The sequence below is a fragment of the Dialister histaminiformans genome, assembly GCF_900103425.1.
Lineage (GTDB): Bacteria > Bacillota > Negativicutes > Veillonellales > Dialisteraceae > Allisonella > Allisonella histaminiformans.
On the sequence record NZ_FMXA01000003.1, the window covers coordinates 80,969 to 95,339 of the forward strand.

General features: G+C 48.8%; 14 protein-coding genes. 1 reads left to right on the forward strand and 13 read right to left on the reverse strand.

The window, feature by feature from the left end; all coding sequences use genetic code 11:
• Positions 1–122: 122 nt before the first annotated feature.
• Positions 123–614, forward strand: a complete 492-nt coding sequence (locus BLQ79_RS00450) for a hypothetical protein (RefSeq protein ID WP_091362680.1) — start codon at positions 123–125, stop codon at positions 612–614.
• A gap of 114 nt (positions 615–728) precedes the next feature.
• Here BLQ79_RS00450 and BLQ79_RS00455 read toward each other — a convergent pair whose 3' ends face one another.
• The 13 genes from BLQ79_RS00455 to BLQ79_RS00515 form a co-directional block, all read right to left on the reverse strand.
• On the reverse strand, positions 729–2,123 hold the full coding sequence (locus tag BLQ79_RS00455) for an NAD-dependent succinate-semialdehyde dehydrogenase (RefSeq protein ID WP_091362683.1): 1,395 nt from the start codon (positions 2,121–2,123) through the stop codon (positions 729–731).
• A 190-nt stretch (positions 2,124–2,313) separates the two neighbouring features.
• Entirely contained in the window at positions 2,314–3,462 is a 1,149-nt protein-coding gene (locus BLQ79_RS00460) for a metallophosphoesterase (protein WP_091362685.1), read from the reverse strand.
• A 15-nt stretch (positions 3,463–3,477) separates the two neighbouring features.
• Complete coding sequence (mutY, locus tag BLQ79_RS00465) at positions 3,478–4,527, reverse strand: A/G-specific adenine glycosylase (protein WP_091362687.1); 1,050 nt, start codon at positions 4,525–4,527, stop codon at positions 3,478–3,480.
• 9 nt (positions 4,528–4,536) lie between these two features.
• Positions 4,537–5,007: an 8-oxo-dGTP diphosphatase gene (locus BLQ79_RS00470; protein WP_091362985.1), complete on the reverse strand. Its 471-nt coding sequence runs from the start codon at positions 5,005–5,007 to the stop codon at positions 4,537–4,539.
• Between the two features lie 119 nt (positions 5,008–5,126).
• Positions 5,127–5,543, reverse strand: coding sequence for an OmpH family outer membrane protein (locus tag BLQ79_RS00475; protein WP_091362689.1), 417 nt, complete (start codon positions 5,541–5,543; stop codon positions 5,127–5,129).
• 133 nt (positions 5,544–5,676) lie between these two features.
• Positions 5,677–6,114, reverse strand: a complete 438-nt coding sequence (locus tag BLQ79_RS00480) for a GerW family sporulation protein (protein WP_091362691.1) — start codon at positions 6,112–6,114, stop codon at positions 5,677–5,679.
• Entirely contained in the window at positions 6,107–6,811 is a 705-nt protein-coding gene (locus BLQ79_RS00485) for a hypothetical protein (protein ID WP_091362693.1), read from the reverse strand. Before BLQ79_RS00485 ends, BLQ79_RS00480 begins: the two co-directional genes overlap by 8 nt.
• Positions 6,808–7,854 carry a helix-turn-helix transcriptional regulator gene (locus tag BLQ79_RS00490; RefSeq protein ID WP_143270034.1) on the reverse strand — a complete coding sequence of 349 codons (1,047 nt, stop codon included), beginning with the start codon at positions 7,852–7,854 and terminating at the stop codon, positions 6,808–6,810. Before BLQ79_RS00490 ends, BLQ79_RS00485 begins: the two co-directional genes overlap by 4 nt.
• 5 nt (positions 7,855–7,859) lie before the next feature.
• The gene (locus tag BLQ79_RS00495; RefSeq protein WP_091362698.1) at positions 7,860–8,456 is read right to left on the reverse strand and encodes a phosphatase PAP2 family protein; all 597 of its coding nucleotides are present in this window, start codon (positions 8,454–8,456) and stop codon (positions 7,860–7,862) included.
• A 212-nt stretch (positions 8,457–8,668) separates the two neighbouring features.
• Complete coding sequence (locus BLQ79_RS00500) at positions 8,669–8,887, reverse strand: hypothetical protein (protein WP_091362701.1); 219 nt, start codon at positions 8,885–8,887, stop codon at positions 8,669–8,671.
• A gap of 44 nt (positions 8,888–8,931) precedes the next feature.
• Complete coding sequence (locus tag BLQ79_RS00505) at positions 8,932–12,678, reverse strand: phosphoribosylformylglycinamidine synthase (protein ID WP_091362703.1); 3,747 nt, start codon at positions 12,676–12,678, stop codon at positions 8,932–8,934.
• 192 nt (positions 12,679–12,870) lie between these two features.
• Positions 12,871–13,563, reverse strand: coding sequence for a hypothetical protein (locus BLQ79_RS00510; RefSeq protein WP_091362705.1), 693 nt, complete (start codon positions 13,561–13,563; stop codon positions 12,871–12,873).
• Entirely contained in the window at positions 13,560–14,351 is a 792-nt protein-coding gene (locus tag BLQ79_RS00515; RefSeq protein ID WP_143270035.1) for a hypothetical protein, read from the reverse strand. The genes BLQ79_RS00510 and BLQ79_RS00515 overlap by 4 nt, the downstream gene beginning before the upstream one ends.
• Positions 14,352–14,371: the final 20 nt, after the last annotated feature.

Here is a 14,371-nt window from a genome sequence, read left to right on the forward strand (position 1 = left end):
CTGTGAAAACACGATGTTTCTCATGTTTTCACAGTCCTTTTCTGCTTATATTTTTTGCCTTATAATGGATGTATACACGCAGGCATTATACTTGCCCTATCAAAAGTAAAGGAGTGATTGCCATGTTACGTTTTTCCAGCATAGCCCGTATAAGTTTCCTTCTGCTGCCCCTGATGGTCTGCACTCCGGCCCTGGCAGCTCTCAGCAGCCCCTCTGCCCAGGTTAATCAGAACATTATCCAGGCCCGGGAAAAACAGAGCCGTTTCCTGATTAACCAGAGCCGGCTGACCTCCCGTATCTCCGGGACAGATACCCATCCCTCTCCGCTGCAGTCCATGTCCCTGCAGCAGGCTGAGGCCCGGCAGATCCGGTTAAATGCGAAAAACCAGCTTCAGCGCATGCGAAGTTCTTTCCCCTCCCTGTCGGTGTCCACCCCCGCTCCTCAGACATCGCCTGCCGCCGCTTCCCCCACAGCTTTCCCTGCCCCGGCCGGATCATCCGATTCTTCCCAGGATGACAGCCTTCAGGAGATTCATACTCTGCAATCTCTGTACAATCAGGAACAGATTGCCTACTATACGGCTCTGGCAGAACAGGAAAATAAAAACTCCTGAACCATATATCCAAAATAAAAAGGTAAATGAGACCCGGATAGGTCTCATTTACCTTTTTTGTATTCCCGGTATCATCCCCGGAAATATATGTCTGAATCTGACATGTACTCTCTGTTATGCCTTATGCTTTTCAACAACAGCTTTTGGTGTAAATACCAGGTGTTCATTAATGAATGTTGTGAAACCAAGTTCGCTCAGTTCACGACCATAACCGGAATTCTTGATTCCGCCGAATGGGAGTTCCGGCAGAGATGTCCATCCGGAGTTAATAAAGGACATACCGGTTTCAATCTGAGCAGCCACTTCACGGGCATGGTCCAGATTGCTGGAGAATACGGTTCCGCCAAGGCCATAAGAGGAATCATTAGCCAGAGCAATGGCTTCTGCCTCATCCTTTACCTTATATACTTCGCCTACCGGTCCGAATACTTCCTTGTTGTAAAGCGGATTATTCTTATCAATACCAGTAATGACGGTCGGCATTACGAAATTGCCTGGATGGTCAATCGGCTTGTTGCCATATTCAACAACGGCGCCGTTAGCTACTGCCACATCAATAGCCTTGAGCACATCTTTCTTCGCCTGTGCAGAAGACAGCGGTGCCAGCGTGGTGGATGGATCCATTGGATCGCCCCACTTAGCCTGGGAGAATACTTCTACCAGATCGCGTACGAAACGGTCATAATTCTTTTCAGTCACGATGAAACGCTTGGAAGAAGTGCATACCTGACCTGCGTTGAAAAGACGGGCAAAATTCATAACCGCCTTAACTTCATCCATGTCCGCATCATCAAGAACGATGAATGCGTCATTACCGCCCAGTTCCAGGGAAGACTTCTTGAGGTTTCTGCCAGCTTCTTCTGCAATGGAAGCACCGCCACGTTCAGAACCTGTCAGGCAGGCTCCGGCAATGCGCTTATCGGAAATGGCCTTGGATACCTGTTCATAGGAAATGAAGAGGTTCTTGAATGCGCCTTCTTCTACACCGGCTTCGCGTACCAGATCTTCAAAGGCAACTGCGGAACCCGGGCAGCAGGAAGCATGCTTGAGCAGCATCGGATTGCCGGCAATGAAGTTCGGTGCAAATACACGCATAACCTGATAGAATGGGAAATTCCATGGTTCTACTGCAAAAATTACACCGATAGACTGCTTGATATAGTAAGCTTCGCCAGCTGCGGTTTCCAGTACCTGCGGCTTGAGGAATTCATCCGCCTTATCTGCATAATAATCAGCAATGTCCGCACAAAGAAGAACTTCGCCCTTTGCTTCGCCAATCAGCTTACCCATATCTTTGGTAATTGTTTCTGCATATTTGTCTGCATCACGACGAAGCAGATCAGCTACCTTGTGCAACTGAGCCTTGCGTTCTTCCAGATTGTTTTCACGACGCCATTTTTTGTACAGTGCATGACCGGAAGCAATTGCCTGTTCCAGTTCTGCATCGGTATGATTTGCATATTCCTTAAGTGTTTCATTAGTAAATGGATAAATTGTCTTGTAAGCCATGTTTACCTCTCCTTTACTCAACATCATATAATAACCATTTGTTCTGTCCGAATATGGACAGAAATAATTCGGATTTAAACCTGTACTTATCATATACCACTATATCGAAAAATGCAAATGTAGTTCCATTAAATTCTATATTAAATTTGTATTCCCCAGTATAGAATTATTCTTTGACGCATGCCCGGCCCTATCCTTTCCGCCGCAGCGTAATTATGGTAATTTCGCGGCTGCATCCCCACCGGAACGGGAACCATCCTCCCGTGCCGCGGGATACATATCCATACCAAGGGCCCGCCCGATACAGTCCACGGGTATATACATAAGGAGTAAGGATTGGCTGTCCCATAAATCCGGTCTGCATCCCATGGGTATGCCCGGTGAGTGTGATTATGGCCTTATGACGGATCCCTTCCCGTATAAAATCGGAATGATGCGCCAGAAGAATTACCGGAGCTCCCTCCGGTATACCGGAAAACGCCTTATCTGCCATATTCCGTTCTTTAGTTATCCGCATCCGTTCATCGGCAGCAAAAGGATAATCCGTGCCGGCTATATATAATGCCTTTCCGCCCCTGGTAAGCACTACATGATTATTCTGCAGAAGAGTTACCGGCGTCGTCTTCAGTTCATCCGCTATATATTTCTTATTGCGGTAATATTCGTGATTTCCCCATACAAAAATAATCCCGTATGGAAAGTTTCCGTTTTCCCCTGTCAGTATGCGGGCTGTTTCCGGCATCACTCGGACATCATCAATCAGATCACCGGTAAACGCAATCATCTGAGCCCCTTCCCGCCGCGCAATCAGAAAATCCTCCGGAAGATTCCGGTTGGTATAGTACGGACCGACATGGGTATCTGAAATCTCCGCAATTTTAAATCCATCCCAGGCCGCAGGTAATTCAGGTGATGAAATCTCCACATGCTCGGTTACTTCCTGCCTATTTCCCCTAATGGCGCCAGTTGTACCGAAAAGTACGGCTAGACAGGTAATACCCCAGGCCAGCCGTCCTATAATCCTCCTGCCTTTCCCGAACGCGCGAAAAACCGCCAGCAGGAAGAAAAATGGAGCAATCAGCAGAGAGGCTATCATTATACCTACCGCCAGATAGGCAACCCAGAGCATCCACTGCCCGTAGTGGATATAGGCAAAAGTATACCAGTTGAAAAATGCCGTTCCTGCGGCTGCCGTAAGACAGAACCCCATTCCCTGCCAGACAGAGCGTCTGGTTCGAATGGAAGCCATAAACAGCAGCCCATTGGCCAGCCCCAGCAAAGAAAATATGGCAATAAGCCGGTAAAAGAAATTCATACTGGGCATATAATTCGGTGCCATCCTGTACTCACCCCTTTATTCCAAAACCAGCTTTTCCGCCCAGGCTGCCAGCCGGGCATGCGGACCGGCAAGCGGTATATTCCTGTATTCTTCCGGTGTAAAAAATGCATAGTCTTTCCCCATTGGCTCCTGGACCGCCGGGGCTGCCACATAGGCATTCATATTCCATATCCGATGGGAAAATACATGCCGGTGTTTCCATACCGGACCTTCGAGCCGGCAGTTCCAGCGCCTGCCAAGCTCCCTTTCCGCCTCCTCCGGTGTGTGTGCCAGAACCATAGGGAATTCCCACATAGAGGCCAGCATTCCCTTTTCAGGTCTTTTATGCATCAGAAATGCACCATGGCGCAAAATCAATGCGGCAGCCAGATAAAGAGTTTCCTGCCTTTTCTTTTTTGTCCTCACCGGCAGTTCCTTTTCTTTTCCCTCCCTGTGCGCTCTGCACCAGGAAGCTATCGGACATTCGCTGCACCGGGGAAACCGGGGAATACATACTTCCTGTCCCAGGTCCATAAGGGCTTCATTAAATGAACCGGCATCTTCTGGCAGGGTCTGTTCCACACAGTTCATCACCTGCCGTCTCCCCTTAGCCTTCAGTATGTCCTCTTCAATTCCGTAAAGTCTGGCATATATACGAAGTACATTCCCATCCACGGCACTGGTTCGCTTGCCATAGGCAATGGACAGGATGGCCCCTGCGGTATAGCTTCCGATTCCAGGCAGCGATTCCACCACCTTTAATTCATCTGGAACCCGGCCTCCATAATGGCTGTCCATCTCCCTGGCCGCCGCATGAATATTTCGTGCCCGGCTGTAATAGCCCAGTCCCTGCCAGGCATGCAGGACCTCTGCCTCTGAAGCTTCCGCCAGTGCGTGCACTGTGGGAAACTTTTCCATCCATGTATTAAAGTATGGTTTTACCGCCTCAGTCCTTGTCTGCTGCAGCATAATCTCTGAAATCCATACCCTGTATGGATCTCGGGGAGATTTTTCCCGCCAGGGAAGCTCCCTTTCCAGCTGCGCTGACCAATCCATCAGCACCTTTACCCATGTAGTATCTGTCATCTGTCTCCTTCACTTCATTTCTGAAAATTCATAACCGGTTACGGTATCTCCATCTTCCGCAAAATGAATGACTCCCCGGATTTTCTTTCCCTTCAGAATCAGGGGAAGCCACTGACAGTCCGCCTGCCACATTCTGTCAAAAGGCAGAGCGTCAGGAGAAAACCAACGCGGCTCCATTTCATCGGATACAGCAGGAGCTCCGCTCCATATCCGCACCAGATAAACTATTCCCGCATGTGACCACTCCGGATCCTCTGTATTCTGAAAATACAGCTCTGCCGCCAGTTCCAGATCCTGCGTCCTGGCAATCAGTCCGCATTCTTCTCTCAGTTCCCTTACCGCACACTGACGCATGGTTTCTCCTTTTTCAATCTTTCCTCCGAAACCATTCCATTTTCCAAATCCCATTCCCCGTTTTTTACGGCCCAGAAGTACTCTCCCCCGGCTGTCCACCGGATAAACCAATGATGTGTCCCGCATATATATCCTTTCCCGGTTCTTTTCCCTGCGGCTTCTGCATAACCGCATATCTAAAAAATAAAAGGCTGTGAAAAATGAAAAATCATTCTTCACAGCCTCCCTGCTGAGTACAGCGCTACTTATTTGCCAAGCTTAGCTGCCACATCAGAAGTAACATCAACACCGCCGTCAACAACTGCGCCGGATTCAAGTACTACGTCCAGATTCTTTTCCTTGCGAACCTGCTGAATGGCCTTCATGATGTCAGACATAATCGGAGTCATTTCATCTCTTTCTTTCTGAGCCAGTTCACGCTGCAGGTTGTTTGCCAACTGCTGCTTTTCTGCATCAGACTTGCCTGCAGACTGCTTCTGGAACTGCTGCTGAGCTTTCTGTGCTGCCTGCTTCATGTCCAGCTGTGCCTTTTCCATCTTCGGATGTGCCTGAAGAAGAGCGTTAGTGTGAACATAGCCAATGCCTGCTGCAGAAACGCTGAATGCAGATGCTGCCATCATAGCTGCTGCCATAACTGCTGTAATTTTTTTATTGAGTCTCATAATTAAATCCTCCATTACAAACATCTTCAGGGATGTAGGTTTCTTTGTTCAGTCAACAATACGCTATCCATAAAAGTATCCTTTCATGGTATAGTTTATATCCTGTATTATATCATATTTTATCAGTATGCGGTTAATCCTTTTCTTCGGTGCCGGATTCTTCTCTTACGGTCTTCTGCACAGTTTCTTCCGCCGCCTGAACGGTTGCCGCTGTATCATTCCCAGCTGTCTTTTCTTCATCTTTCTCATGATGACGGCGGAAATGGGCAATGACTTCCGGCACCATATTGATAACCTTATCTATCGTATTATTGGCCGTCGCATTCTTAATGGAAAACAGTTCAATCCGTTCCCCTTTCATTATAAGCACAGCCGTAGGGGTCATCTTTCCACCGCCAGCACCGCCTTCCCGGGTGCCGTTGCTGCAGTGTCCGCTACCAAAGCCAAAGCTTATGTCCACAAACGGAACAATGGTGGCATCCCCCAGATAAATAGGCTGTCCCACTACCGATTCCGTAGTAATCATATGTTTAAAATCCTCAAAAATCTTTGCTCTGATAGCATCATCCATGATTTATTCCCTCCCTGAAATGCCAGAACGCACGTGTTTCACCGCACATCATCCACCGAACCGCAATCCAGAGAATGACCAGCGGATTAATAAATCCTCCACATCGCCCTTCCAGCGTATTTACCTTTTCTGTAAAATCATATTCTATATACCGTGTTTCCCGGTACATCACCGCATCAGCAACGCCTGCGATAATCCCCGTCTGCATAGGATCTCCGGTACCAAACCGTCCGGTTATATAAAAATATCCGGGCCAACTGTGAGCCAGAATCCGTTTCACATCCTGGAATGTGCGGCGCATAAATCCATGAGTCCAGGCAAATTCTATCTGCTGCCAGACAGAAGGCCCGTTATCCCCGTCTGGAGGCATATCCTCCGAAACGTCCGGTTTCATCTCTTCCATTATCTCTGTTTCCGCCGACGGATTCTCCACTGTCTCTTCCGGAGACGGCGATGATTCCGTCACTACATCATCCATTTTGCTCTTTTCCACTTCAGGCGGAGGAGCCATTTCTTCCTGCGCCTCTTCAGATTCACCGGAAAAATCAAATTCCCTGCGCAGCGGCACGCACAAAAACAGACGTACCGTCACGGCAAGTTTCCTGTCATTCAGCCGGACCGTATACAGAATGGGACACAGAAGTACAAACAGCAGAACCGCCCCGATGCCCTTAAGACCCATCATCAGCATACTCATCGTTGATACATCCTCTGCAAAGAGGACAGCTTATCCCGTATGCGCTTAACCAGTGACTCCGGCGCGGTTACCCGGACATGCGGCGCATGGCATAATGCCCAGCATTCCACATAATCCGCCGGCGCGTTTACCTCCACTTCCACTTCCGTAGGCAGGGCTGAACAGATTGTCACCCCTTTACCAAACTGCTCCAGCAGTTCGGTAATCAGTGTATTGTCTACCCTGAACCGGCACACTTCCGCGGTGTGGACTTTTGATGGGGCAACCGGTTTCACATACTTCATCATCCGGTACTTTTCCGCATCAGGGACCGATTTCATGGGAACCGCCGGCTGGTCCGTAATGATGATTCCTTCCATCAGTTCTATGCGCAGCACTTCCGCTTCTTTATGCCCTTCCACAAAACACAGCAGGCTGTACCGTTCATCGCCGGAAAAGATAATATACGGACTGGCGGTATACTGAATGATTTTCCCGTCCTTATCCGTATTGGCATGAGGTTTTAAATCCACCTCATAATGCATGTACTGAAACTGTATTTTCTTTTTCCCTTTTATGGCTTCTGTAAGTACCGACAGTATATCCTTCATATCGTTGCGCCGTATGGCCGGATCGCCGAAGGGCAGGTTACGGATACAGGTACGGTCATCACTGAACTGGGAACTGCCAATCCGCTTAACCTTTTCGGCCAGGTTTTTCACCATACTCTGCTTCATATGGGAAAAGTACAGTGTGTCCAGAAGCAGGGTCTCTTCTTCTTCGCTGAGCAGATGGTTCCACTGCCAGTCCAGAGTGAGCGCGTTATTGCGTCCCTTTACCTCCCGGGAAACTTCTCTGGAGGTAATAGGAAATCCTGCATCCTTCAGTTTCTCCAGATCTCTTTTTACAGATTTCCGGTTAATAGCCTGTCCGTACTTACTATCCAGAAGCTCTATAATCTGCTTCTGCGAAAGAGGATGCTTTTCATCCGAAAATTCCTTCAGTATCCTCAGAATATAAAGGATGGATATCTTCTTTCCCTTTTCCTCTTTTGCACTTTTCATAAGAATCACCGCGCTTTTCTGATTATGGCAACGATTTTATCCAGCAGCAGAGAAATCCATACGGTAACATGCGCAATCCCTCTTGCCACAAAACTACGGTTTACCGCCGCGTTCACCAATCCTGCAATACCGATTCCCCCAAGAAGATCCGTCGGGTAATGGAGTCCTGCAAACATACGTGAAAACGCAAGCAGTGAAGCCATAACCGCCATGATATGCCTTCCCGGCATCTTATCCCGGTACAACTGCATGACAATAACAAAACTGTTCATTGTATGGTTACTGGGAAAGGAGGCATTAGCCTTATGTCCTGTAAAATTCCAGATTTTCCAGTCTCTTACAAAGGGCCGCTTTCTGCTCCAGATTTTTCCAATCAGCATGGATACACAGGAAGCCAGTCCCACAGAAAAAAGCGCCATCATCGCACTTCTTCTGCGCCGGCTTTTATCCCATGCCTTCCCCGGACCAAACCACATCCACAATCCATAAAGCACAAAAGTCAGATGTCCCGTCCGGGTGAATGCATCCAGCGCCAGATCCATAGTCCGGTGCTTGCCTGCCACGCCATTAATAGCCCTGACCACCTTTAAATCAGCATTCATATGGCCTGTCGCCCCCTATCTGTCATTTCCGTTAACATAGCTAGCTATAGTCAAGATAATTTTAGCATACATAAAAACACCCCTGCAAGGAAACTACCTCCAGAAGAGCAGGTCCTGGCGCCTGATATTTTCCTTTCCTGCATTTTCTTCCATACCGAAGAAACAAAAGAGGCAGAAAGCCTTTCGGCCTTCCTGCCTCTTTTCAATTCCTGTTATGGCTGTTTATCCTGTTCTTTTCCTTCTTCCTTACGCTGCTCTTCCTCCCTGGCCTTTTTCAGCTTTCCGGTAAAATCCAGAACGGACATAACCAGAGCCAGCAGCGAACAAATTAACAGAAATATATTAATCCCGGTCCACCCATCTACCCAGCCAATCTGGTAAATAGCATAACCTGCAACAACAACCAACAGAAAATCTTTCATCTTAAGCATATCTGTTCTCCATCCGGCAGAAAGCCGGGCGCTTCTGCCTTATTCTACTTACCGGTAAAATATCTTACCCCTGCAGCAAAGAGCGGCTGATATTTTTCTCCGGAAATATTTTTGGCTATATTGTCTCCCCGGCGTTCCGAATGACCCATCTTGCCCAGCACTCTGCCATCCGGACTGGTAATGCCTTCCACAGCCCAGACGGATTCATTAGGATTAAATGTGCTGTCATAGGATGCATGACCGAGTTCATCCGTATACTGAGTAGCTATCTGTCCATTAGCCGCCCATGCTCTGATCTGTTCAGGAGAGGCAATAAACCGGCCTTCCCCATGGCTGATGGCAATGCTATGCAGGTCTCCCGGCTTAGTCAGTGCCAGCCACGGCGATTTAACGGATACCACTTTGGTTGTCACATAGCGGGACAGATGTCTGCCAATCGTATTGAATGTCAGCGTCGGAGCGTCTCCGGTCAGCGGCTTGAATTCGCCGTACGGAACCAGTCCCAGCTTAATCAGAGCCTGGAATCCATTGCATATACCAAGTACGAGACCATCTCTTCTATGCAGCAGCGCTTCCATCGCTTCTTCCAGCTTGCGGTTTCTGAACAGTGCGGCGATAAACTTGCCGGATCCATCCGGTTCATCACCAGCTGAGAATCCCCCTGGAATCATAACGATCTGCGCTTCATTAATGCGTCTTACCATTTCATCCACTGATTCCGCCAGTTCGGCCTGATCTCTGTTGCGTACGATGAAGATATCGGTGTCGGCACCGGCTCTTTCAAAAGCACGGGCGCTGTCCACTTCGCAGTTATTACCCGGAACTACCGGAATGAACACCTTCGGTCTTGCTGCCTGCACTCTGGCAAAGCTTCTTACCGCCGGTGTAAAGTATGGGATTTCCGGAATTTCACGGGTGCTGCTTTCCGCCTGAATCGGGAATATATCATTCAGCGGTGCTTCATACGCTTTCAGCAGTTCATCCAGAGAAACGGTTTCCCCAAAGAGCTTCATATCTTCTCCGCCGGTTACGCCAATAATGCGTACACATGGCTGCTTAGCCCATTCCTGTGCCGATGCTTCATCGGTTTCTACCAGAATGGCTCCATAGAAATTACCAAAATATCTGCTCTTCGGAATCGCCTCATTGAATACGGCGCCGATACGGTTGCCGAACGCAGCTTCTGCCGCCGCAACGGCCAGACCGCCATGTCCTACCGCCTTCATGGAACGTACATGCCCGGCCTGTACTTCTCTGTACAGGAAATCAGCATGTGCCTTGAATATATCCATATCCGGCATATCATTGGCATCCTTAGGCTGTCCAAACAGTACCAGGGTGCTTCCGCTTTCTTTCCATTCCTGACTTACTGCTTCGGAGGCCTTCCCAGGCGCAATGGCAAAGGAAACCAGTGTGGGTGGAACATGAAGATTTTCAAATGTACCACTCATGGAGTCCTTGCCGCCGATAGCTCCCAGTCCGAGGACCTTCTGCATGTAATAAGCGCCGAGGAGGGCAGCTGCCGGTTTACCCCAGCTGGATGCATCGGTCAGTTTTTCGAAATATTCCTGCAGTGTCAGATAAGCCTTTCTCCAGTCAGCCCCCATGGACACCAGACGAGTTACGGACAGAAGTACCGCATACGCCGCGCCATGGAACGGACTCCATACAGCCAGGTCCGGATCATATCCATGTGCCATGAAGCTTGCTGTATCGGTTTCCCCATGACGAAGCGGAATCTTAGCCACCATGCCGTCTGCCGGGGTCTTCTGATATTTGCCGCCAAACGGCATCAGTACGGTACCCGCGCCGATGGTGCTGTCAAAACGTTCGGCCAGCCCCTGTTCTGAAGCATTATTCAATTCTCCCATACGGGAAACCCAGAGGTCATGTACAGATTCAACCGGATCTTCATGGAAATATCCATGGGCATCCGGTGCTGTGATATGTGCTGTCCGTGTCTGTCTTGCCCCATTGGTATTCAGGAATTCACGGCTGATATCCACTATGGTCTGGCCTCTCCACTTCATAACCAGACGCGGATTTTCAGTTACTCTGGCAATGATGGTTGCTTCCAGATTTTCTTCTGCCGCATAAGCGATGAAACGGTCCGCATCTTCTGCGCGTACTACCACCGCCATACGTTCCTGGGATTCAGAAATTGCAAGTTCAGTACCACCCAGACCTTCATATTTCTTAGGTACGCGGTCCAAATTGATATCTACCCCGTCGGTCAGTTCGCCTACAGCGACAGAGACACCACCGGCGCCAAAATCATTAGACCGCTTGATCAGACGGGTTACTTCTCCGCGTCGGAACAGGCACTGAATCTTTCTTTCCGTAATCGGATTACCCTTCTGTACTTCAGCTCCGCAGGTTTCGATAGAGTCCACATCCAGTTCCTTGGAAGAGCCGGTAGCACCGCCCATACCATCACGACCTGTACGTCCGCCAACCAGGATGACCACATCCCCCGGTGCCGGCCGTTCACGTACCACATGGCTGGCCGGAGCCGCTGCCACAACGGCACCGATTTCCATGCGCTTGGCAACAAAGCCTGGATGATAGTATTCTCTTACTTCCCCGGTAGCCAGACCAATCTGGTTGCCATAGGAGCTGTATCCTGCAGCTGCTTCCGTTGTAATCTTCTTCTGCGGAAGCTTGCCTTCCAGCGTTTCAGACAACGGAGTTCTTGGATCCCCGGATCCGGTTACGCGCATAGCCTGATATACATAGGCACGTCCGGAGAGCGGATCACGGATACATCCGCCAAGGCAGGTAGCGGCCCCGCCAAACGGTTCAATTTCCGTTGGATGATTGTGTGTTTCATTCTTAAACAGAAGAAGCCAGTCTTCATCCCCATGGTCGGTATCCACAGTAATCTTAATGGTGCATGCATTGATTTCTTCGGACTCATCCATTCCGGTGAGTTTTCCCTCACGGCGAAGGGCTTTAACCGCTGCCGTAGCCATATCCATCAGGGTAACTGGACGTTCGGTGTTCTCCCCATAGAGTCTGATTCGGGTGGTTTCGTAATCTTTCAGCGCATTCCGCACCGGTTCTGTAAATTTTCCTTCTTCACAGGTAATATCTTCCAGTGCTGTGGAAAAGGTGGTATGGCGGCAATGATCCGACCAGTACGTATCAAGCACCCGGATTTCCGTTTCGGTAGGATCTCTTTTTTCCACGTCCCGGAAATAATCCCGCACCATAACCATATCGGCATGACTCATCGCCAGTCCCATGCGGGCGATAACTTCGTCAAGCCCCTGGTCATCCATACCGGTAACTCCGGTAATGACCGGAACATCGCCCGGTTCTTCTATCGGAAGATCGAGGGTCTGTGCCGGCGCCGTGGAAGCTTCTCTGGATTCCACCGGATTGACCAGGAATTTCAGGACTCTGGCCCTGTCTTCGTCTTCAAAATGCCCGGTAAGTACATAATGCAGTGCGCAGCGCACGCGGATGCCATCCTTCCCTGTGAGAATGGCCAGGCACTGTTCTGCTGAATCTGCCCTCTGATCATACTGACCTGGTAAAAATTCTACGGCCAGAACCATATCGCCGTCCGGCATGCTGTCGGTCAGCGCATCGACCGGCGGTTCTGAAAACACGGTAACTTTTGCCTGTTCATAATCAGCATCATTGATACCTTCTACATCGTATCGATGATAAATGGCCACTCCTTCAATGCGATTCCCAAGAACTTCTCTGAGCGCATTGCACAGGCGTGTTTCTGCCTGTCTGAATCCTTCTTTTTTCCTTACATAAAGACGTCTGATTGATGCCAAATTGAACACTCCTTTCGCTTATATGCGAAGAAAGACTTAAAGAGAATACGAAAACACACCAGATTAGTAAATTCTGACAATTTTATATTAACACAATTTTATATTAACACATATTAAAAAAGAATATCCATGAAAAAGCACGGCTCCCGGCTATTCTTTTTTTACCAGACTTTCCCGTATGGCCAGCGCCCTCTACAGACTGCCCAGCCTCTTTGTATACATGGCTTTGGCCGCATCATCAATGGCAAAAACCAGTGGCTGCTTTCCTTCATCCGGGGTCAGCAGCATAAGCATATCAATATCATTCCCGTTTCGCATAAAATACATACGGCTGTACATAGGATAAATCAGACCATCGGAATCAAAAATAATCTTTCCGCCTGCCGTATACAGCAAACTCTGCAGTGTCACCTTTCTCAGCGGCTCCATTTCAGTAAAATGTATTTTCAAATTAGCCCGGCCTTCCGTACCAATAACCCGTTCTGCCCAGGACCCCATGGTTTTCCGTATTTCACGCATAAGGGGAGAATCTTCATTCAGAATCTGTTTGTTCATATATAAAAGGCCTGTCCATTCACTGCTGCTCAAATTCAATTTGAAATATGGCAGAAGATAAGCGGATACCTGCGACGGAAGGGTGCCGGCAATAAGATAGCCGGAAGAAAAGTTCTCTGTCTTCGGATCAACAAATGATACCTGTCCCATGTGATACTTCATAGGCTGCCCTAAAAACTGAATGGAATAATCACTGGCTATGTCCGTATAGGAAAACTCCTTCGGAAGTGCAGATGACATATCTTCCTTAAAACTTTCCGCCTGAACAGAAGATATGGAAAGGCATACTGCACCCAGCAGAATCAGTAATCTTTTTTTCCACGCATTCATACCCCGTCCCCCCTCTTAAGCTGGTAAAGTGAAGCCAGCCACGGCTCATCCAGTTCTGCTCCTGCCATATGGCTTCCTTCCAGATAAATCAGAAAGTACTGATCACCTTCTCTGAAAAAAGCAGAATAAATCCATACCGGGAAAGACAGTCCCCGATAATCTGTCACCACCGCCTTTGCCTCCTGTTGCCAGCGATATGTTCCATCCGCATTCTTATAAGCATGCCAGGGTGCAAAGGACATAACCTTAATCTTCATCTTATTCCCCTTACGCGATGCCAGAAAGCGATCGAATATACTCTGATACTCTGACAGCTGAATCTTGGGAAGGCCAAATAAGGACGTAGGGCGGTCACTGCCCTCACTGAATGCCTTATCCCAGAATGCACGCACCCGGGAATCCGGGAACAGCTCTTTCCCATTGCCGGACACAACAAATACACCCGCCGTATACTGTCCCTGCGGTTTCTTCATCTGCAGCTGATACAGGTGGGCCCGGTTAAATGGATGTGTTCCCTTTTCAGCAAACAGATCCATTCCCGGAGGAATCGCCACTATTTCCATAAATGCAGCCTGTGAGGATTCACCAAAATCAGGACGCTGCGTGTTCTCAATAAACATTTTTTCCACCGAACTGCCTTTTCCATCCACCAGGTGCATATCATGTGGAAGCGGTATAGTTCCCAGTCCGGGTACAGACAATACATTCTGCGCCATGGCCAGCGCCGAAACAGAGATAAATCCGGCTGCCAGAATGCCTGTCCTTATTTTTTTCAGAATACGATTCATAATTCCCTCCACGGTCATTA